Source organism: Klebsiella sp. GB_Kp047 (assembly GCF_040065235.1).
Classification (GTDB): Bacteria; Pseudomonadota; Gammaproteobacteria; order Enterobacterales; family Enterobacteriaceae; genus Klebsiella; species Klebsiella quasipneumoniae.
On sequence record NZ_JBEAJG010000036.1, the window covers coordinates 58028 to 77004 of the forward strand.

Annotated in this window: 17 protein-coding genes; 15 read left to right on the plus strand and 2 right to left on the minus strand. The window is 55.8% G+C overall.

Annotation, left to right across the window (positions count from 1 at the left end):
- Nucleotides 1-4 precede the first annotated feature (4 nt).
- Both glnD and map read right to left on the minus strand, forming a co-directional pair.
- The gene (gene glnD / locus ABLV76_RS16345; RefSeq protein WP_032455578.1) at nt 5-2668 is read right to left on the minus strand and encodes a bifunctional uridylyltransferase/uridylyl-removing protein GlnD; all 2664 of its coding nucleotides are present in this window, start codon (nt 2666-2668) and stop codon (nt 5-7) included.
- A gap of 57 nt (nt 2669-2725) precedes the next feature.
- Nucleotides 2726-3520 carry a type I methionyl aminopeptidase gene (map, locus tag ABLV76_RS16350; protein WP_004204446.1) on the minus strand — a complete coding sequence of 265 codons (795 nt, stop codon included), beginning with the start codon at nt 3518-3520 and terminating at the stop codon, nt 2726-2728.
- Nucleotides 3521-3841: 321 nt separating this feature from the next.
- Here map and rpsB point away from each other — a divergent pair, with 321 nt between their 5' ends.
- The 15 genes from rpsB (at nt 3842) to rnhB (ending at nt 18977) form a co-directional block, all read left to right on the plus strand.
- Nucleotides 3842-4567, plus strand: a complete 726-nt coding sequence (rpsB, locus tag ABLV76_RS16355) for a 30S ribosomal protein S2 (RefSeq protein WP_004204447.1) — start codon at nt 3842-3844, stop codon at nt 4565-4567.
- A 119-nt stretch (nt 4568-4686) separates the two neighbouring features.
- Nucleotides 4687-5538, plus strand: coding sequence for a translation elongation factor Ts (gene tsf / locus ABLV76_RS16360; RefSeq protein WP_004151930.1), 852 nt, complete (start codon nt 4687-4689; stop codon nt 5536-5538).
- Nucleotides 5539-5685: 147 nt separating this feature from the next.
- On the plus strand, nt 5686-6411 hold the full coding sequence (gene pyrH, locus ABLV76_RS16365; protein ID WP_002889306.1) for a UMP kinase: 726 nt from the start codon (nt 5686-5688) through the stop codon (nt 6409-6411).
- A 150-nt stretch (nt 6412-6561) separates the two neighbouring features.
- Nucleotides 6562-7119, plus strand: a complete 558-nt coding sequence (gene frr, locus ABLV76_RS16370) for a ribosome recycling factor (RefSeq protein ID WP_002889308.1) — start codon at nt 6562-6564, stop codon at nt 7117-7119.
- Nucleotides 7120-7347: 228 nt separating this feature from the next.
- The gene (gene ispC / locus ABLV76_RS16375) at nt 7348-8550 is read left to right on the plus strand and encodes a 1-deoxy-D-xylulose-5-phosphate reductoisomerase (RefSeq protein ID WP_017900652.1); all 1203 of its coding nucleotides are present in this window, start codon (nt 7348-7350) and stop codon (nt 8548-8550) included.
- A gap of 237 nt (nt 8551-8787) precedes the next feature.
- Nucleotides 8788-9546, plus strand: a complete 759-nt coding sequence (gene ispU / locus ABLV76_RS16380) for a (2E,6E)-farnesyl-diphosphate-specific ditrans,polycis-undecaprenyl-diphosphate synthase (RefSeq protein WP_002889316.1) — start codon at nt 8788-8790, stop codon at nt 9544-9546.
- A 12-nt stretch (nt 9547-9558) separates the two neighbouring features.
- Nucleotides 9559-10416, plus strand: coding sequence for a phosphatidate cytidylyltransferase (gene cdsA, locus ABLV76_RS16385; RefSeq protein ID WP_023292047.1), 858 nt, complete (start codon nt 9559-9561; stop codon nt 10414-10416).
- A gap of 11 nt (nt 10417-10427) precedes the next feature.
- The gene (gene rseP, locus ABLV76_RS16390; protein WP_004204451.1) at nt 10428-11780 is read left to right on the plus strand and encodes a sigma E protease regulator RseP; all 1353 of its coding nucleotides are present in this window, start codon (nt 10428-10430) and stop codon (nt 11778-11780) included.
- 31 nt (nt 11781-11811) lie between these two features.
- Nucleotides 11812-14241 carry an outer membrane protein assembly factor BamA gene (bamA, locus tag ABLV76_RS16395; RefSeq protein WP_004204452.1) on the plus strand — a complete coding sequence of 810 codons (2430 nt, stop codon included), beginning with the start codon at nt 11812-11814 and terminating at the stop codon, nt 14239-14241.
- A gap of 121 nt (nt 14242-14362) precedes the next feature.
- The gene (gene skp / locus ABLV76_RS16400; RefSeq protein WP_002889325.1) at nt 14363-14848 is read left to right on the plus strand and encodes a molecular chaperone Skp; all 486 of its coding nucleotides are present in this window, start codon (nt 14363-14365) and stop codon (nt 14846-14848) included.
- A gap of 3 nt (nt 14849-14851) precedes the next feature.
- Nucleotides 14852-15877, plus strand: coding sequence for a UDP-3-O-(3-hydroxymyristoyl)glucosamine N-acyltransferase (gene lpxD, locus ABLV76_RS16405; protein ID WP_004204453.1), 1026 nt, complete (start codon nt 14852-14854; stop codon nt 15875-15877).
- Nucleotides 15878-15982: 105 nt separating this feature from the next.
- Nucleotides 15983-16438 (plus strand): 3-hydroxyacyl-ACP dehydratase FabZ, encoded by a 456-nt coding sequence (fabZ, locus tag ABLV76_RS16410; protein WP_004145858.1) that lies wholly within the window; start codon nt 15983-15985, stop codon nt 16436-16438.
- A gap of 3 nt (nt 16439-16441) precedes the next feature.
- On the plus strand, nt 16442-17230 hold the full coding sequence (gene lpxA / locus ABLV76_RS16415; RefSeq protein WP_004204455.1) for an acyl-ACP--UDP-N-acetylglucosamine O-acyltransferase: 789 nt from the start codon (nt 16442-16444) through the stop codon (nt 17228-17230).
- Nucleotides 17230-18381 (plus strand): lipid-A-disaccharide synthase, encoded by a 1152-nt coding sequence (gene lpxB / locus ABLV76_RS16420; protein WP_117130418.1) that lies wholly within the window; start codon nt 17230-17232, stop codon nt 18379-18381. Before lpxA ends, lpxB begins: the two co-directional genes overlap by 1 nt.
- Nucleotides 18378-18977, plus strand: coding sequence for a ribonuclease HII (gene rnhB, locus ABLV76_RS16425; RefSeq protein WP_004204458.1), 600 nt, complete (start codon nt 18378-18380; stop codon nt 18975-18977). Before lpxB ends, rnhB begins: the two co-directional genes overlap by 4 nt.

Consider the following 18977-nt stretch of genomic DNA (forward strand, 5'->3'; position numbering starts at 1 on the left):
TACGTCACCCTTTATCGTTTGGATTGAGGGCCGCTGTCAACCGTTGTTGCACTTCTTGTTGCAGCTCATTATTAAGGGCACGCCGGTCGGCGGTAGCGATTATAAATAAATCTTCTACTCGCTCACCAATTGTCGTAATTCGCGCCCCGTGAAGCGAAATTCCGAGGTCGGCGAATACCTGACCGACACGGGCTAGCAGCCCGGGCTGGTCAAGGGCTATTAGCTCGAGAAACGATTTCCGATCGGTATGGGTCGGCAGGAAATTTACCTCGGTGTCCACCGAGAAATGACGCAGTTTTGCCGCCTGACGACGGGGCGCCGGGGGTTCCCAACTGCGCTGCGTGATAGTCTGTTCCAGACCCTGGCGGATCGCTTCGTGGCGATCGGCGGACAGCGGACTGCCGTCGGGTTCGAGGACAATAAAGGTGTCCATCGCCATACCGTCGCGGGTGGTGAAGATCTGCGCATCGTGGACGCTGAGATTGCGACGGTCCAGTTCGCCACACACCGCGGCGAACAGGTAAGGGCGATCCGGGCTCCAGATAAAAATCTCCGTTCCGCCGCGGGTGGCCTGCGAGCTCAGGAGGATCATCGGCTTATTCAGATCGTGGCGCAGCAGGTTGCGGGCGTGCCAGGCGAGCTGCGTCGGCGTATGTCGCACGAAATAGTTGGCGCGGCAGCGGTTCCAGATCTGATGCAGCGCCTCTTCATTAATATTGTCCATCCGCAGCAGGGCCAGCGCCTGCAACTGATGGTGACGCACGCGTTCGCGCATGTCCGGGGTGCTTTGCATGCCGCGACGCAGCTGTTTTTCAGTGGCAAAATAGAGTTCGCGCAGCAGGCTCTGCTTCCAGCTGTTCCACAGGGTTTCGTTGGTGGCGCAGATATCGGCGACGGTCAGACACACCAGATAGCGCAGGCGATTTTCCGTTTGCACCTCCTCGGCGAACTGCTTAATCACCTCCGGATCCTGAATATCGCGCCGCTGGGCGGTGACCGACATCAGCAAGTGGTGACGCACCAGCCAGGCGACCAGCTGCGTTTCCCGGGAGTTCAGCCCGTGTAGCTCGGCAAACTTCAGCACATCCTGCGCGCCGAGGATCGAGTGGTCGCCGCCGCGCCCTTTGGCGATGTCGTGGAACAGGGCGGCGATTAAAATCAGCTCCGGGTGCGTTAAGCGCGGCCATAGCTCCACGCACAGCGGGTGGCGGCTACGAGTCTCTTCTTTAGCAAAACTCTCCAGCTTGAGCATCACGCGGATGGTGTGTTCATCGACGGTATAGGCGTGAAACAGGTCGAACTGCATCTGGCCGACGATATGGGACCACTGCGGCATATAGGCCCACAGCACGCTGTGACGATGCATCGGCAGCAGTCCGCGACTCACTGCCCCCTGATGGCGCAGCATGCTGAGAAAGAGCGTGCGCGCCTCCGGGATATAGCACAGCGGCTGGGTCAGATGGCGGCGGGCGTGACGCAGATGGCGCAACGTCGTGGAGTAGATGCCGGTGATGGTGCTGTTGCGCACCATAATATAAAACATGCGCAGAATGGCCTGCGGCTCGCGAATAAACAGCGTATCGTCACGCAGATCGATCAGCGTGCCGCGCAGCTGGAAGTCATCATCGATAGGGCGCGGTTTTTCATCCTCGGTCAGCGCAAGGATGGCCTCTTCAAACAGCTGCAGCAGCATCTGGTTCAGCTCGCTCACCCGGCGGGTGACGCGGAAGAAGTCCTTCATCATATGCTCAATCGGCTGGTTGCCGTCGCCTTCATAGCCGAGCCGGCGGGCGACGCTGAGCTGGCGGTCGAAAAGCAGGCGGTTGTCATAGCGAGTGAGTTCGAGATGCAGCGCGAAGCGGATACGCCACAGTTGATGCAGACACTCGTTGAGCTCATTGCGCTCGGCTTCGGTCAGAAAACCGAAGCCGACCATCTCATCCATTGAGGTGGCGCCGAAATGGCGGCGAGCCACCCACTGTAGCGTATGGATATCGCGCAGGCCGCCGGGACTGCTTTTCACGTCCGGCTCGAGGTTATAGCTGGTGCCGTGATAACGCTGATGACGGACGTTCTGCTCTTCGACCTTGGCGGCGAAGAACTTTTCTGATGGCCAGAAGCCGTCGCTAAAAATATGTTTTTGCAGCTCAAGGAACAGCGCGACGTCGCCGATCAGCAGGCGCGATTCGATTAAGTTCGTGGCGACGGTGAGATCTGAAAGCCCTTCCAGCAGACACTCTTCGAGAGTGCGTACGCTATGGCCTACCTCCAGTTTGACGTCCCACAGCAGCGTCAGCAGTTCGCCGACCTTTTGCGCCTGGTCGTCCGGCAGCTTTTTGCGGCTGAGGATCAGCAGATCGACGTCAGAAAGCGGATGCAGCTCGCCGCGACCGTAGCCGCCGACGGCCACCAGCGCCAGGTCGCAGACGGATTCGAATCCACTGGCGATCCACAACCGCTGCAGCAGCTGGTCGATAAATTCGGTGCGCGCCGCAATGAGCAGCTCCGCGGCGATACCGGCGTCAAACGCCTCGCCCAGCCAGTGCTGAAAGGTATCGATGTGCGCCTTTATTGCAGCACAGTTCAGATCGCTCTGCGGCCAGCTTACCGGATGTTCCGGCGGGATGGGCAGAAGAGGGGAGGCTGTGTCAGGTAATGAGTTGCTCATCGCGTCACCATAAGAAAAAACTATCTAATAAAAAAGCCGGCGGGCGCCGGCTTTTCATCATTCATCGTGCGAGATTATCGCCGGGATGGTGTCATCCTTACGTAGCGTCAGAATTTCGCAGCCGTTGTCTGTCACCACAATAGTATGCTCGTACTGCGCAGACAAGCTCCGGTCTTTGGTTTTCACCGTCCAGCCGTCTTTCATGCTGCGGATCTCTTTTTTACCGGCATTGACCATCGGCTCGATGGTGAAGGTCATGCCTGGTTTGAGCACGACGTTGGTTTCCGGCGAGTCGTAGTGCAGCACCTGCGGCTCTTCATGGAAGCCGCGGCCGATGCCGTGACCACAGTATTCGCGAACCACAGAGAACCCTTCCGCTTCCACATATTTCTGGATCGCCGCGCCGATGGTGCGCAGGTTGATGCCCGGCTTCACCATCTTCAGCGCCAGGTACAGGCTTTCCTGAGTGATGCGGCACAGGCGCTCGCCGAGAATCGTCGGTTTGCCGACGATAAACATTTTGGAGGTATCGCCATGGAAATCATCTTTAATGACGGTCACGTCGATATTCACGATATCGCCATCTTTCAGCAGTTTGCCGTCGTCAGGGATACCATGACAGACCACTTCGTTGACCGAAATGCAGACGGATTTCGGATAGCCGTGATAGCCGAGGCAGGCGGAAATGGCCTTCTGCTCGTTAACGATATAGTCGTTACAGATGCGGTCCAGTTCGCCAGTGCTGACGCCCGGCTTAACCCAGGGTTCGATCATTTCCAGCACTTCAGCGGCCAGGCGACCGGCAACGCGCATTTTTTCAATATCTTCAGATGTCTTAATAGAGATAGCCATGGAGTATGTCCAGCAGTGTCGATATTTTCGACAATAATAGAGTAAGTCCTGTCAATGGTAACAGTCCGGGCAGGCTGGTGCCAAACTGAGAATCATTAACAGCACGCGACGTCAACAAGAGTTGGTGTCTGGGTGGATTTTGTGGTATAAAGCGCGCCGGACTTCCGATCCATCTCAGATACACAGGATGGACGGGAGCGACAAATCTCACTTTGTGTAACAACACACACGTATCGGCACATATTCCGGGGTGCCCTTTGGGGTCGGTAATATGGGATACGTGGAGGCATAACCCCAATTTAATCTATAGAGGTTTTAAACATGGCAACTGTTTCCATGCGCGACATGCTCAAGGCTGGTGTTCACTTCGGTCACCAGACCCGTTACTGGAACCCGAAAATGAAGCCGTTCATCTTCGGTGCGCGTAACAAAGTTCACATCATCAACCTTGAGAAAACCGTACCGATGTTCAACGACGCTCTGGCTGAACTGAACAAGATCGCTGCTCGTAAAGGTAAAATCCTTTTCGTAGGTACTAAGCGCGCTGCAAGCGAAGCGGTAAAAGACGCTGCTCTGAGCTGCGACCAGTTCTTCGTGAACCATCGCTGGCTGGGCGGTATGCTGACTAACTGGAAAACCGTTCGTCAGTCCATCAAACGTCTGAAAGACCTGGAAACTCAGTCCCAGGACGGTACTTTCGACAAGCTGACCAAGAAAGAAGCGCTGATGCGTACTCGTGAGCTGGACAAGCTGGAAAACAGCCTGGGCGGTATCAAAGACATGGGCGGCCTGCCGGACGCACTGTTCGTAATCGACGCTGACCACGAGCACATCGCTATCAAAGAAGCAAACAACCTGGGCATCCCGGTATTTGCTATCGTTGATACCAACTCTGATCCGGACGGCGTAGACTTCGTTATCCCGGGTAACGACGATGCAATCCGCGCAGTAAGCCTGTACCTGGGCGCTGTTGCTGCTACCGTTCGTGAAGGTCGCTCTCAGGACCTGGCTTCTCAGGCGGAAGAAAGCTTCGTAGAAGCTGAATAATAAGGTTTAAGCCCTTATTAGTACCGTGTATGAATAGGGGCCCATTATCGGCCCCTTTTTTCAATTTACGCTGTTTGGCCGTTGGCCGGGCAGTATCCACATCTCCCGAGGATTTTAGAATGGCTGAAATTACCGCTTCCCTGGTAAAAGAGCTGCGCGAACGTACTGGCGCAGGCATGATGGATTGCAAAAAAGCGCTGACTGAAGCGAATGGCGACATCGAGCTGGCAATCGAAAACATGCGTAAATCCGGCGCGATCAAAGCGGCGAAGAAAGCAGGCAACGTGGCTGCTGACGGCGTGATCAAAACCAAAATCGAAGGCAACTACGGTTACATTCTGGAAGTTAACTGCCAGACTGACTTCGTTGCTAAAGATGGTGGTTTCCAGGCATTTGCTGACAAAGTACTGGACGCCGCTGTTGCGGGTAAAATCTCCGACGTTGAAGTTCTGAAAGCGCAGTTCGAAGAAGAACGTGTTGCCCTGGTTGCTAAAATCGGTGAGAACATCAACATCCGTCGTATCGCTGTTCTGGAAGGCGACGTTCTGGGCAGCTACCAGCACGGTGCGCGCATCGGCGTTCTGGTTGCCGCTAAAGGCGCTGACGAAGAGCTGGTTAAGCAGCTGGCAATGCACGTTGCTGCAAGCAAGCCGGAATTCGTTAAGCCGGAAGACGTGTCTGCTGAAGTGGTAGAGAAAGAGTACCAGGTTCAGCTGGACATCGCGATGCAGTCCGGTAAGCCGAAAGAAATCGCAGAGAAAATGGTTGAAGGCCGCATGAAGAAATTCACCGGCGAAGTTTCTCTGACTGGTCAGCCTTTCGTCATGGAGCCGAGCAAATCTGTTGGTCAGCTGCTGAAAGAGCACAACGCTGACGTGACTGGCTTCATCCGCTTTGAAGTGGGCGAAGGCATCGAGAAAGTTGAGACTGACTTTGCAGCAGAAGTTGCTGCGATGTCCAAGCAGTCTTAATTTTTACAAGGAGCCGCCTGAGGGCGGCTTCTTTTTGCGCCCATTTTGTAAATTCAGCCAACTGCTTATAGTGACCGCGCTGAAATGCGACATACAATGTCGCCGGAATTCTCACATCTCATTCGTTGACAGTCTCAGGAAAGAAACATGGCTACCAATGCAAAACCCGTCTACAAACGTATTCTGCTGAAATTAAGTGGCGAAGCGCTGCAGGGCTCAGAAGGCTTCGGTATTGATGCAAGCATACTTGACCGCATGGCTCAGGAGATCAAAGAGCTGGTTGAGCTGGGTATTCAGGTTGGCGTAGTAATTGGTGGCGGTAACCTGTTCCGTGGTGCTGGTCTGGCGAAAGCGGGTATGAACCGCGTTGTGGGCGACCACATGGGCATGCTGGCAACGGTTATGAATGGCCTCGCGATGCGCGATGCGCTCCACCGCGCCTATGTGAACGCTCGTCTGATGTCCGCCATTCCGCTGAACGGCGTGTGCGACAACTACAGCTGGGCAGAGGCGATCAGCCTGCTGCGCAACAACCGCGTGGTGATCCTTTCCGCGGGTACCGGCAACCCGTTCTTTACCACCGATTCCGCAGCCTGCCTGCGCGGTATTGAAATTGAAGCCGATGTGGTGCTGAAAGCCACCAAGGTTGACGGCGTATTCACCGCTGATCCGGCCAAAGATCCTTCCGCCACGATGTACGATCAGCTGACCTACAGCGAAGTGCTGGAAAAAGAGCTGAAAGTGATGGATCTCGCGGCCTTCACCCTGGCGCGTGACCATAAATTGCCGATTCGCGTCTTCAACATGAACAAACCTGGCGCCCTGCGTCGCGTGGTGATGGGCGAAAAAGAAGGCACATTGATCACGGAATAATTCCCGTCAGCGCCAAATCCGGGTAATATTCCGCTTTACTTTCGCGGGGATATTACCCGGTGATTTTCATTAAATCTGACTATACTTAGCTCATTTTCCGACGGGTGCCCCGTCTGGTCTGACTGAGACAAGCTTTCAAGGATTCGTAACGTGATTAGCGATATCAGAAAAGATGCTGAAATCCGCATGGAAAAATGCGTCGAAGCATTCAAAAACCAAATCAGCAAAATTCGCACGGGTCGTGCTTCTCCGAGCCTGCTGGACGGGATTGTTGTTGAATACTACGGTACGCCGACCCCGCTGCGCCAGCTGGCCAGCGTCACCGTCGAAGACTCCCGTACCCTGAAAATCAACGTCTTTGACCGTTCTATGTCCGCGGCCGTTGAAAAAGCGATCATGGCGTCCGACCTCGGTCTGAACCCAAGCTCTGCCGGCAGCGATATTCGTGTTCCGTTGCCGCCGCTGACCGAAGAGCGTCGTAAAGATCTGACCAAGATCGTGCGTGGTGAAGCTGAGCAGGCGCGCGTTGCCGTACGTAACGTTCGCCGCGACGCCAACGACAAAGTCAAAGCGCTGCTGAAAGAGAAAGAGATCAGCGAAGATGACGATCGCCGTTCTCAGGACGACGTGCAGAAAATGACTGACGCCGCCATCAAGAAAGTTGACGCGGCGCTGGCAGACAAAGAAGCAGAACTGATGCAGTTCTGATGCTCTGCCCTTACTCGGGCCTGACAGCGTCTGGTCTGAGTAAAATCCGAAACGCCGTACAGAAGACTGTACGCTCAATTCTCGGGATTGCGTTGCGACCGCTGGCCTTGTAGCCTTTAGCGCTAAGTTGAAGGCCTAATGCCGCCGTCTTATCCCTGATAATTGCTGCGTAGGGGCTTGCTGGCGGCGTTTTGCTTTTTATTCTGTTTCCACTCTTCTGGACGTCTCATGAAGCAATTAACCGTTCTCGGTTCGACCGGCTCCATTGGCTGTAGCACGCTGGACGTGGTGCGCCATAATCCCGGTCGCTTTTCCGTCGCCGCGCTGGTCGCGGGGAAAAACGTTGACCGTATGGTTGAACAATGCCTTGAATTTACCCCCCGTTACGCCGTGATGGACGATGCGCAAAGCGCTGAGCGATTGCGCACCCGTCTGCAGGAACATGGCTGCCGTACCGAGGTGCTGAGCGGCCAGCAGGCGGCGGCAGAGGTCGCAGCGCTGGAGGAGGTCGATCAGGTGATGGCGGCTATCGTCGGCGCGGCGGGGCTGGTGCCGACGCTGGCGGCGATCCGCGCCGGGAAAACGGTGTTGTTAGCGAATAAAGAGTCGCTGGTGACCTGCGGTCGCTTGTTCATGGAGGCGGTTCAACGGTCGGGGGCGCGATTGCTGCCGGTCGATAGCGAACATAACGCGATTTTTCAGAGTATGCCGGAGACAATTCAGCAGCATCTGGGATACGCTGACCTGGCGCAGAATGGCGTTTCATCCATCCTGCTGACCGGCTCGGGCGGGCCTTTCCGTGATACAGCGGTAGCTGAACTGGCGGCGATGACGCCGGATCAGGCCTGCCGTCATCCTAACTGGTCGATGGGACGCAAGATCTCCGTTGACTCCGCTACGATGATGAACAAAGGCCTGGAATATATTGAAGCGCGTTGGCTGTTTAACGCCTCGGCCCGGCAGATGGAGGTCCTTATCCATCCGCAGTCGGTGATCCACTCGATGGTTCGCTATCAGGACGGCAGCGTGCTGGCGCAGCTTGGAGAGCCGGATATGCGCACGCCGATCGCCCATACCATGGGCTGGCCGCAACGGCTTAACTCCGGCGCTAAGCCGCTGGACTTCTGCCAGCTGAGCAATCTGAGCTTCTCCGCGCCAGACTATACGCGGTATCCGTGCCTGAAGCTGGCGATGGAGGCGTTTGACGTCGGCCAGGCGGCGACCACCACGCTGAATGCGGCCAATGAAGAGTCGGTTGCCGCGTTTCTGCATGGCGATATCCGCTTTACCGATATTGCGGCGGTTAACCAGACTGTGCTGGATAAGATGAACCTGCAGGAGCCGCAAAGCATTGATGACGTTCTGGTTATCGACGCTGAGGCCCGCGCGGTTGCTCATCAACAGCTGAAACGGTTGGTCACCCAGGCGTAACGCGGTGATATTTGTGGGCGCAAAGCTTCAGTGATATAGTCTGCGCCACCCGATCGTTGCATTTTGTTGTTAAAGATTACGGTGGCCGTGGCAAAACACGGCTTTTTTGCGTAAAGCTTTTGGTTGTTCTCTGCGATTGGCTGCAGCCCCGGCACCGGATAAAAAGGCGTATCCAGCGCGGCCCGGTGGCCTCTGTTTGGTGGCTAGTTAATCCTTATTATGGACTTAAAACGCGTGATGTTGTCTGCTAATCAAACTGTCAGCGAAATATCGCCCACACATGGCTGCCGTCATGTCGCCATTATTATGGATGGCAACGGCCGTTGGGCGAAACGGCAAGGTAAAATTCGCGCTTTCGGGCACAAGGCCGGTGCGAAATCCGTGCGTCGCGCGGTCTCTTTCGCGGCGAATAATGGGATTGAGGCGTTAACGTTATACGCGTTCAGCAGCGAAAACTGGAACCGTCCGGCTCAGGAAGTCAGTGCGCTGATGGAGCTGTTCGTCTGGGCGCTGGATAGCGAAGTCAAAAGCCTGCACCGACACAATGTGCGTTTGCGGATTATTGGCGACACCACGCGCTTCAATGCGCGCCTGCAGGAGCGTATCCGCAAAGCGGAAGCGCTGACCGCGAACAATACCGGCTTAACGCTGAATATTGCGGCCAATTACGGCGGTCGCTGGGATATTACCCAGGGCGTTCGTTTGCTGGCGAAACAGGTACAGGACGGAACGCTGCTGCCTGAGCAGATCACGGAAGACATGCTGAGTCAGCAGGTCTGCATGCATGAACTGGCTCCCGTAGATTTAGTTATTAGGACCGGGGGAGAGCACCGAATAAGTAATTTTCTGATTTGGCAAATTGCCTATGCCGAACTTTACTTTACGGATGTTCTTTGGCCCGATTTTGCTGAACAGGACTTTGAAGGTGCACTCCATGCCTTTGTTAATCGAGAGCGTCGTTTCGGCGGCACTGAGCCGGGTGGCAGTCATGCCTGATGGGGGTCACTTTTGCTGAAGTATCGCCTGATATCTGCTTTCGTCTTAATCCCCGTCGTCATTGCGGCGCTGTTTTTATTGCCGCCTATGGGGTTTGCTATCGTGACCCTGGTGGTCTGTATGCTCGCCGCATGGGAGTGGGGGCAACTGAGTGGTTTCACCTCGACGTCGCAGCGGGTCTGGCTGGCGGTGTTGTGCGGCCTTCTGCTGGCGGCGATGCTGTTTCTGCTGCCGGAATACCATTATGACGTTCATCAACCGATGGTTGAAGGCTCGCTGTGGGCCTCTTTCGCCTGGTGGATCGTCGCGCTGCTGCTGGTGCTCTCTTATCCGGCGTCGGCGGCATTCTGGCGTCACTCTAAAGTGCTGCGCCTCATCTTCGGTATCCTGACCATTGTCCCGTTTTTCTGGGGCATGCTGGCGCTGCGCGCCTGGCACTATACCGATAACCATTACAGCGGTGCGCTGTGGCTCCTGTACGTGATGATTCTGGTCTGGGGAGCGGATTCCGGCGCCTATATGTTTGGCAAAATGTTTGGCAAGCACAAGCTGGCGCCGAAGGTTTCGCCGGGAAAAACCTGGCAGGGCTTTTTTGGCGGTTTGCTGACCGCGGCGGTGATCTCCTGGGCCTACGGGGTGTGGGCCCATCTTGACGTTACGCCAACGGTGCTGCTGGTCTGTTCGGTGGTAGCCGCCCTGGCTTCGGTGCTGGGCGATTTGACGGAAAGTATGTTTAAGCGCGAGGCCGGCATTAAGGACAGCGGGCACTTGATTCCCGGACACGGCGGTATTCTCGATCGTATCGACAGCCTGACGGCGGCGGTGCCGGTCTTCGCCTGTCTGCTACTGTTGGTCTTCAGGACGATTTGACGGAAGGTGATATGCTGAGCGTGCTCTGGAATCTGGCAGCTTTTATCATTGCGCTTGGCGTACTGATTACGGTGCATGAGTTTGGCCATTTTTGGGTAGCGCGTCGCTGCGGTATCCGGGTTGAGCGTTTTTCTATCGGCTTCGGCAAAGCGTTGTGGCGGCGGATGGATAAGCAGGGTACAGAGTTCGTCATTGCCCTGATCCCGCTGGGCGGCTACGTCAAGATGCTGGATGAGCGTGTTGAAGCGGTGGCGCCGGAGATGCGCCACTACGCGTTCAATAATAAAACCGTCGGCCAGCGCGCGGCGGTGATTGCCGCCGGTCCCATCGCTAACTTCCTTTTCGCTATCTTTGCCTACTGGCTGGTCTTCATCATCGGCGTTCCTGGGGTCCGTCCGGTAGTGGGTGAAATAACGCCCAATTCGGTTGCCGCGCAAGCACAAATTGCAAAAGGAACGGAACTTAAAGCGATAGATGGTATCGAAACGCCTGATTGGGATGCGGTGCGTCTGCAGCTGGTGGCCAAAATCGGCAACCCGCAAACAATACTTACCGTCGCCCCTTTCGGGACTAATCAGCGCCAGGATAAAATCGTCGATCTGCGGCACTGGGCGTTTGAGCCAGACAAGCAAGATCCCGTCACGTCGCTGGGGATCCAGCCGCGCAGCGCGCAGATTGATACAGTGCTGGCGGAGGTCCAGGCGGGCTCGGCAGCGCAGAAAGCAGGTTTGCAAGCGGGCGACCGGATCGTTAAAGTCGATGGTCAACCGTTAACGCAGTGGATGACGTTTGTTAATCTGGTGCGCGATAATCCGGGCAAAGCGCTGGCGCTGGAGATTGAACGGCAGGGGAGTGCGCTGCCGTTAACCCTGACGCCGGATGCAAAAACGGTGAAAGGTAAGGCAGAAGGGTTCGCAGGGGTGGTGCCAAAGGTCATCCCGCTGCCTGAAGAATACAAGACAGTACGTCAGTACGGACCGTTTGCCGCCATCGCTGAAGCCACGGATAAAACCTGGCAGCTGATGTCACTGACGGTCAGGATGCTGGGTAAATTGATAACCGGTGATGTCAAACTGAACAACCTCAGTGGGCCGATCTCTATCGCTCAGGGGGCTGGAATGTCAGCGGAGTTTGGGTTGATTTATTATCTGATGTTCCTTGCGCTGATTAGCGTGAACCTCGGAATCATCAACCTGTTCCCACTACCCGTACTGGATGGGGGACATCTGCTGTTTTTGGCGATTGAAAAGCTGAAGGGCGGGCCGGTATCCGAGCGAGTTCAAGACTTTAGTTATCGCATTGGCTCAATACTGCTGGTGCTGTTAATGGGGCTTGCACTTTTCAATGATTTCTCTCGGTTATAAGAGAGTTTGTTAGGAAGAACGCATAATAACGATGGCGATGAAAAAGTTGCTCATAGCGTCGCTGCTGTTTAGCAGCGCGACTGTATACGGTGCTGAAGGGTTCGTGGTGAAGGACATTCATTTCGAAGGCTTGCAGCGTGTCGCTGTTGGTGCGGCCCTCCTCAGTATGCCAGTGCGTCCTGGCGATACGGTGACCGACGATGATATCAGTAACACTATTCGCGCGCTGTTTGCCACTGGCAACTTCGAGGACGTCCGCGTCCTGCGCGATGGTGATACCCTGCTGGTGCAGGTGAAAGAGCGTCCGACGATCGCCAGCATCACCTTCTCCGGCAACAAGTCGGTGAAAGATGACATGCTCAAGCAGAACCTTGAGGCCTCTGGCGTTCGGGTGGGCGAGTCGCTTGACCGCACGACCATCGCGGATATCGAGAAGGGCCTCGAGGATTTCTACTACAGCGTCGGTAAATACAGCGCCAGCGTCAAAGCGGTCGTTACCCCGCTGCCGCGTAACCGTGTCGACCTGAAACTGGTCTTCCAGGAAGGCGTCTCCGCTAAAATTCAGCAGATCAACATCGTCGGCAACCATGCGTTTTCGACTGATGAGCTGATCTCCCACTTCCAGCTGCGCGATGAAGTGCCGTGGTGGAACGTGGTCGGCGACCGTAAATACCAGAAGCAGAAACTGGCGGGCGACCTTGAAACCCTGCGCAGCTACTACCTGGATCGCGGCTATGCCCGTTTCAACATTGATTCTACCCAGGTCAGCCTGACGCCGGATAAGAAAGGGATCTATATCACCGTCAACATCACCGAAGGCGATCAGTACAAGTTTTCCGGGGTGCAGGTGACGGGCAACCTCGCCGGCCATTCCGCGGAAATCGAAGCGCTGACCAAAGTCGAGCCGGGTGAACTGTATAACGGCGCGAAAGTGACCAAGATGGAAAACGACATCAAGAAACTGTTGGGTCGTTATGGTTACGCCTACCCGCGCGTACAGTCGCAGCCGGAGATCAACGACAGCGATAAAACCGTTAAGCTGCACGTCAACGTCGACGCGGGCAACCGCTATTACGTGCGTAAAATTCGCTTCGAAGGCAATGACACCTCCAAAGACGCCGTTCTGCGCCGCGAAATGCGCCAGATGGAAGGCGCGTGGCTGGGCAGCGACCTCGTCGATCAGGGTAAAGACCGTCTCAACCGTTTAGGCTTCTTCGAAACGGTCGATACCGATACCCAGCGCGTACCAGGCAGTCCGGACCAGGTCGACGTAGTCTACAAGGTGAAAGAGCGTAACACCGGTAGCTTCAACTTCGGTATCGGTTACGGTACCGAGAGCGGCGTCAGCTTCCAGGCGGGCGTTCAGCAGGATAACTGGTTAGGTACTGGCTATGCTGTCGGGATCAACGGCACCAAAAACGACTACCAGACCTATACCGAGCTGTCGGTGACCAACCCGTACTTCACCGTAGACGGTGTGAGCCTCGGCGGTCGTATCTTCTATAATGACTTTGACGCGAACGATGCGGATCTGTCTGACTATACCAACAAAAGCTATGGTACAGACGTCACGCTGGGCTTCCCGGTCAACGAATACAACACGCTGCGCGCGGGCGTCGGGTATGTGCATAACTCCCTGTCCAATATGCAGCCGCAGGTGGCGATGTGGCGTTACCTGAACTCGATGGGCCAGTATCCGGACAACACCAACGACCGGAACTCGTTCAGTGCGAATGACTTCACCTTCAACTACGGTTGGACCTATAACAAGCTTGACCGCGGCTTCTTCCCAACCGAAGGTTCGCGCGTCAACCTGAACGGTAAAGTGACCATTCCGGGTTCGGACAACGAATACTACAAAGCGACGTTGGATACCGCCACCTATGTGCCGATCGACAACGATCATGAATGGGTGGTGCTGGGTCGTACCCGCTTTGGCTATGGCGATGGTATCGGCGGCAAAGAGATGCCGTTCTATGAGAACTTCTATGCAGGTGGCTCCAGCACCGTGCGTGGCTTCCAGTCGAACACCATTGGTCCGAAGGCGGTGTACTTCCCGTCGAGCAGCCGTCATGATGGCGACAGCGGCTATACCAACGACTGTAAGAGCACCGAATCCGCACCGTGTAAATCCGATGATGCGGTGGGCGGTAACGCCATGGCGGTGGCCAGCCTGGAGCTGATTACCCCGACGCCGTTTATTAGTGACAAATATGCGAACTCGGTCCGGACTTCCTTCTTCTGGGATATGGGTACCGTATGGGATACTCACTGGGATTCGAACGCGTACGCTGGATATCCGGATTACAGCGATCCGAGCAACATCCGTATGTCTGCGGGTATTGCCGTGCAGTGGATGTCGCCGTTGGGGCCGTTGGTCTTCTCCTACGCCCAACCGTTCAAAAAGTACGATGGAGACAAAGCCGAACAGTTCCAGTTTAACATTGGTAAAACCTGGTAATTGTTGGCGGCAACGGAATGCAAGTGCAGTATAGCGCTGACCGTAGGCGATAACGCGTTTATCGCCTCGCCACGCAAATAACGGTACCCCTGGGTACTCATGGGATGGTAAGGAGTTTATTGTGAAAAAGTGGTTATTAGCTGCAGGTCTGGGTTTGGCAATGGTAACTTCCGCTCAGGCGGCAGATAAAATTGCCCTGGTGAACATGAACAGCCTGTTCCAACAGGTTGCCCAGAAAACTGGCGTTTCCAACACGCTGGAAAACGAGTTCAAAGGCCGCGCTAGCGAACTGCAGCGTATGGAAGGCGACCTGCAGTCTAAAATGCAGCGTCTGCAGTCCATGAAGCCGGGCGCCGATCGTACCAAACTGGAAAAAGACGTGATGGCTCAGCGCCAGACCTTCTCCCAGAAAGCGCAGGCGTTTGAACAGGATCGCGCTCGTCGTTCCAACGAAGAGCGTGGCAAACTGGTGACCCGTATCCAGACTGCCGTACAGAGCGTAGCGAAAGATCAGAGCATCGATCTGGTGGTTGACGCGAATGCCGTTGCATACAACAGCAGCGATGTAAAAGACATCACCGCTGATGTGCTGAAACAGGTTAAATAAGTAATGCCTTCAATTCGACTGGCTGATCTCGCGCAGCAGTTGGATGCAGAATTACACGGTGATGGCGACATCGTCATCACCGGCGTTGCGTCCATGCAGAGCGCGAAAACGGGCCAAATCACTTTCATGGTCAACCCTAAGTACCGTGAGCACCTGGCCGCTTGCCAGGCTTCTGCCGTTGTGATGACGCAGGATGATTTGCCTTTTGCCCATAGCGCCGCGCTGGTAGTGCGTAATCCCTACCTGACCTATGCGCGCATGGCTCAAATTCTGGATACCACGCCGCAGCCGGCACAGGATATCGCGCCGAGCGCGGTTATCGATCCGACGGCGAAGCTGGGTAGCAACGTTGCCATCGGCGCCAACGCCGTTATCGAATCCGGGGTAGTGCTGGGTGATAACGTGGTCATCGGCGCAGGCTGCTTCGTTGGGAAAAATACGAAAATAGGTGCCGGCTCGCGTCTGTGGGCCAATGTGACCGTTTACCATGAGATTGAGATCGGCGAGAATTGCCTGATCCAGTCCAGCACGGTGATCGGCGCGGATGGCTTCGGCTACGCCAACGATCGCGGCAACTGGGTGAAGATCCCGCAGCTGGGTCGCGTCATTATTGGCGATCGCGTGGAGATCGGCGCCTGCACCACAATTGACCGCGGCGCGCTGGACGATACCGTGATTGGCAACGGCGTTATCATCGATAACCAGTGCCAGATTGCACATAACGTGGTGATTGGCGACAATACCGCGGTTGCCGGCGGCGTTATCATGGCAGGCAGCCTGAAAATCGGCCGCTACTGCATGATTGGCGGCGCCAGCGTGATTAACGGCCATATGGAAATCTGCGATAAGGTCACCGTCACGGGGATGGGGATGGTGATGCGTCCTATCAGCGAACCTGGCGTATACTCCTCCGGTATTCCGCTGCAGCCGAACAAGGCGTGGCGTAAAACCGCTGCGCTGGTGATGAATATTGACGAGATGAGCAAGCGCCTGAAAGCGATTGAGCGCAAGGTTAATCAACAAGACTAATTCATCATTTGGTCACATGACATTTCCGGCCTGTTGCATTCGCTAAAAGATTGCCGCAGGCCGTGTTATTATTGCCTTTTAGTACATTTAGACAGGAAGAGTATTTTGACTACTGACACTCATACTCTGCACATTGAAGAGATTCTGGAACTTCTGCCTCACCGTTACCCGTTCCTGCTGGTAGATCGCGTGCTGGATTTTGAAGAAGGTCGTTTTCTGCGCGCAGTAAAAAATGTTTCTGTAAACGAGCCGTTTTTCCAGGGGCATTTCCCTGGTAAGCCGATTTTGCCGGGCGTCCTGATTCTGGAAGCAATGGCGCAGGCCACCGGGATTCTGGCATTCAAAAGCGTTGGAAAACTGGAACCAGGCGAGCTGTATTACTTCGCGGGCATCGATGAAGCACGTTTCAAACGCCCGGTAGTACCAGGCGATCAGATGATTATGGAAGTCACTTTCGAGAAAACCCGCCGCGGCCTGACCCGTTTCAAAGGCGTTGCGCTGGTTGACGGTAAAGTGGTTTGCGAAGCGACGATGATGTGTGCGCGTAGCCGGGAGGCCTGATACGTGATTGATAAAACCGCTTTTGTTCATCCTACCGCCATTGTAGAAGAAGGCGCCGTGATTGGCGCTAACGTCCACATTGGTCCGTTTTGTATTGTTGGCGCCAACGTCGAAATCGGCGAAGGCACCGTACTGAAGTCTCACGTTGTCGTTAATGGCCACACCAAAATCGGCCGTGACAATGAGATCTATCAGTTCGCTTCCATCGGCGAAGTTAACCAGGATCTGAAATATGCTGGCGAACCGACCCGGGTGGAAATTGGCGATCGCAACCGCATTCGCGAAAGCGTCACCATTCATCGCGGCACAGTACAGGGCGGTGGATTAACAAAGGTGGGCAACGATAACCTGCTGATGATCAACGCCCACGTGGCGCACGATTGTACGCTTGGCGATCGCTGCATCCTGGCCAATAACGCGACGCTCGCAGGCCATGTTTCGCTGGATGATTATGTCATTATCGGCGGCATGACCGCGGTGCACCAGTTCTGCGTCATTGGCTCACATGTTATGGTTGGCGGCTGCTCCGGCGTGGCGCAGGACGTTCCGCCGTTCGTGATTGCCCAGGGCAACCATGCTACGCCATTCGGCGTCAATATCGAAGGCCTGAAACGCCGCGGCTTCAGCCGGGAAGCGATTACCGCGATCCGCAACGCGTATAAACTGCTGTACCGCAGCGGCAAGACGCTGGAAGAAGCCAAGCCGGAGATCGCCGAACTGGCGACTCAGCATCCTGAAGTCCAGCCGTTTGTCGATTTCTTCGCCCGCTCTACCCGCGGCTTGATTCGTTAATGACTGAACAGCGTCCCCTGACGATTGCCCTGGTCGCCGGAGAAACCTCCGGCGATATTCTTGGCGCCGGCCTCATCCGCGCCCTCAAAGCACACATCCCGAATGCGCGCTTTGTCGGCGTGGCGGGACCGCTGATGCAGGCGGAAGGGTGTGAAGCCTGGTACGAAATGGAAGAGCTGGCGGTGATGGGTATTGTTGAAGTGCTCGGTCGCCTGCGTCGCTTACTCCATATTCGCGCCGATTTGACCTGCCGCTTCGGCGAGCTGCGTCCCGACGTCTTCGTCGGCATCGACGCCCCTGATTTCAATATTACCCTCGAAGGGAATCTGAAAAAGCAGGGCATCAAAACCATTCACTACGTCAGCCCGTCGGTCTGGGCCTGGCGACAAAAACGCGTTTTCAAAATCGGCAGATCCACCGATCTGGTGCTGGCCTTTCTGCCTTTCGAAAAAGCGTTTTATGACAAATTTAACGTTCCCTGCCGTTTTATCGGCCATACCATGGCGGATGCGATGCCGCTGGATCCTGACAAAGGCGCCGCGCGCGATCGGTTAGGGATCCCGCACGACGTGCGTTGCCTGGCGCTGTTGCCCGGTAGCCGCGGCGCAGAAGTCGAAATGCTCAGCGCGGACTTTCTGAAAACTGCTCAGCTTCTGCGGGCTACCTATCCCGATCTGCAGGTGGTGGTGCCGCTGGTTAATGCCAAACGGCGGGAGCAGTTTGAGCGAATTAAAGCTGAGACGGCGCCGGATATGATCGTCCATATGCTGGACGGTCAGGCGCGCGATGCGATGATCGCCAGCGACGCCGCGCTGCTGGCCTCCGGGACGGCGGCGCTGGAGTGTATGCTGGCGAAATGTCCGATGGTGGTTGGCTATCGCATGAAGCCGTTCACCTTCTGGCTGGCGAAGCGGTTGGTTAAAACCGACTACGTCTCGTTGCCGAACCTGCTTGCCGGGCGCGAGCTGGTTAAAGAGCTGCTGCAGGATGAGTGCGAGCCGCAGGCGCTGGCTGCCGCTCTGCAGCCGCTGCTGGCCGATGGCAAAACCAGCCATGAGATGCATGAGACATTCCGCGCGCTGCATCAGCAGATCCGCTGCAACGCCGATGAGCAGGCGGCGGATGCCGTACTGGAGTTAGCAAAACAATGATGGAGTTCGTCTATCCGCATACCCATCTGGTTGCCGGCGTCGATGAGGTCGGGCGTGGCCCCCTGGTTGGCGCGGTGGTGACCGCGGCGGTGATCCTCGATCCGGCGAAGCCGATTGTGGGTCTGAATGATTCCAAAAAACTCAGCGAGAAGCGTCGTCTGGCGCTGTTCGATGAGATTAAAGAGAAAGCGCTGTGCTGGAGCCTGGGACGCGCCGAGCCGCACGAAATCGATGAGCTGAATATCCTGCATGCCACTATGCTGGCGATGCAGCGCGCCGTCGCCGGCCTGAGCATTGTACCCGAGTTTGTTCTGATCGATGGCAACCGCTGCCCATCGCTACCGATGCCCTCCCTGGCAGTAGTCAAAGGCGACAGCCGGGTGGCAGAAATCAGCGCAGCGTCTATTCTGGCAAAAGTCACTCGTGACGCCGAAATGGCCACGCTGGACCTCGCATTTCCCCACTACGGATTTGCCCAGCATAAAGGCTATCCCACCGCTGTTCACCTGCAGAAGCTGCAGGAACACGGCGCAACAGAGCATCACCGGCGCAGTTTTGGCCCGGTGAAGCGTGCCCTGGGCCTGGCGTCCAACTAA